This window comes from uncultured Faecalibacterium sp. (assembly GCF_900066275.1).
Taxonomy (GTDB): domain Bacteria; phylum Bacillota; class Clostridia; order Oscillospirales; family Ruminococcaceae; genus Faecalibacterium; species Faecalibacterium taiwanense.
Map to the genome: position 1 here is coordinate 44768 of NZ_FMFG01000019.1, position 2259 is coordinate 47026.

The 2259-nt window shown below is 62.5% G+C and carries 2 protein-coding genes and 1 pseudogene; all 3 read right to left on the reverse strand.

The window, feature by feature from the left end; genetic code table 11:
* Positions 1 to 207: pseudogene (locus tag QZL71_RS08090) on the reverse strand (23S rRNA (adenine(2503)-C(2))-methyltransferase RlmN); the annotation flags it as partial.
* Between the two features lie 39 nt (positions 208 to 246).
* The gene (rsmB, locus tag QZL71_RS08095) at positions 247 to 1581 is read right to left on the reverse strand and encodes a 16S rRNA (cytosine(967)-C(5))-methyltransferase RsmB (RefSeq protein WP_223387828.1); all 1335 of its coding nucleotides are present in this window, start codon (positions 1579 to 1581) and stop codon (positions 247 to 249) included.
* The coding region (fmt, locus tag QZL71_RS08100; RefSeq protein WP_294648442.1) for a methionyl-tRNA formyltransferase at positions 1581 to 2259 on the reverse strand (679 nt) is incomplete at its 5' end. The genes fmt and rsmB, both read right to left, overlap by 1 nt.

Sequence of the window (2259 nt, forward strand, 5' to 3'; positions counted from 1 at the left end):
GATCTTGGGCGCGGCAATGTAGAAGCTTTCTTCCAGCTTTGCCAGCAGGGTCTTGGGCTGGTCGGTCATGGCAGAAAACTCGGTGACCAGCTTCTGGTGCACCCAGTGGAAGATCTGCTTTGCCCGGAAGCCCGGCTGACCCATCGCTTTCAGTTCAGCGGTCAGCTCTGCCAGCGTAAAGGAAGAGATACAGCGTTTTTGTTCCATTGTGTTCTCCTATTGTTTTTTACGAACAAGCCACCTGTTTCATTGCAGCTTTTCCCCGTTTTTCTGCATGGCACACAGGAAAAAGCCGTCCATGCCGGTGCGGGTGGGCACCGAAAGCGCGCCGTGCTCCCCTGCCGTCATCCCGGCGGGCAGCGCTGCGGCAGGCTCCACCACCGTAAACTCCGGGTGGCGGGCCAGAAATGCCGCGATCTGCTGCTGGTTTTCTGCCGGGTCGATGGTGCAGGTGGAGTACACCAGCCTGCCGCCCGCTTTCAGCAGCTGTGCCGCCGTATCGAGGATGGCCGACTGCGTGGCCAATAATTCAGCTTCGCGGGCCGGTTCCAGCTTTTTGTAGCGCAGATCCGGCTTTTTTGCCAGAATGCCAAGGCCGCTGCAGGGCACATCCGCTAAAATGCGATCGGCCTGCGGCAGGGCCGGGTTCACCTTTGTGGCATCGTTGCACAGGGCTTCCACATTGGCAAGGCCCATGCGCTGCACTGCCGTGCGGATCAGGCCCACGCGGTTCTCGGCGGCATCGCAGCTGTAAAGCCTGCCGGTGCTGTGCATCTGCTCGGCCAGCAGGATGGTCTTGCCGCCGGGCGCGGCGCACAGGTCGATGACTGTTTCTCCGGGCTGTGCGTCCACGCAGAGCGCCGCCAGCTGGCTGGCCTGTCCTTCCACATGGAAGTACCCCTGCCGGAACAGCTCATTTTCCGCCGGGCTGCCTTCGAACCGGGCCAGCACACTGCCGGGCACAATGCCCCGCTTTGCTTCCTTTGCGCCGGAAGCCAGCAGCTTTGCACAAAGCTCATCGGCACTGCCTTTCAGCGGGTTCGCCCGCAGGCTGGTCATGCCGCCGTCGGCCTTGTAGGTAAGGATATCCAGTGCTTCATCCGGGTAGTTTTTGTGCAGAAATTCCGCCACATCCCGCCCGGCAGAGCCAAGCACCATGAGCCGCTCCACTTCGTTTTTGAAGCTTGCGGTGCTCAGGTCGTAGCTGCACGCCTTGCGCAGCACGGCGTTGACCAGACCGGATGCGCTGGATTTTTTGAAGGCACGGGTCAGCTTGACGGCCTCGTTCACCGCAGCGGACACCGGCACCTGCATATAGCGGGCCTGCGCCAGCGCTGCGCGCAATATTTCGCGCACCGGTGCATCCAGCTTGGCAAGGCCCTTGGGCAGGAACTGGCACAGGATGTAGTCCAGCGTGCCCCGGTGTTCCAGCACCGTGTAAAAGATGGCGCTGGCAAAAGCTTTATCGCGGCCTTCCAGCTGCTGGCGCTTGAGTTCGGCATCCAGAACAAGGTTGGAAAAACCATCCTGCTCCTGCCGCACCAGCGCCGCCACTGCCGCCGCGCGGGGATTCGCCGCCATCAGAGGATATCCCCCGTTTTCAGGCGCTGACCGGCCGCAAAGGCGGTGCCGTCCATGGGCTTTTTGCCTTCCGGCACCACATTCAGCAGCTGGACGGCCCCCTCACCGCAAGCCACCGTGAGCGGCTTTGTGGCCAGCACGGTGCCGGGCGCTTCGCCGTGAGCTTCCACGGCACGGCACTCCATCACCTTGAGCTTTTTGCCGCCGGAGGTGACGAACCATGCACCGGGCCACGGGTTCATGCCGCGCACCCAGTTGTGGATGTGGGCAGCCGATTCGGTCAGGCGGAACTCTGCCATCTCCTTGTTCAGCATAGGTGCAAGGCAGGCGTTCTCATGATCCTGCGGCTGGGGTTTCAGCGTTCCGGCGGCGATGGCGGGCACCACCTCGCACAGCACCCGTGCACCCACGGCAGTCACGCGGTCAAACAGCTGGCCGCTGGTCTCCTCCGGGTCAATGGCGATCTTCTCGCAGCAGAGCACATCGCCGGTGTCAAGGCCCTCGTCCATCTGCATGATGGAAACGCCGGTCTCGGCATCGCCGTTCAGCACGGCCCACTGCACCGGGGCGCTGCCGCGGTACTTGGGCAGCAGGGAGACATGCAGGTTGATGCAGCCGTACTTCGGCGCTTCCAGCACAGACTTCGGCAGGATGCAGCCGTAAGCCACCACCACGATC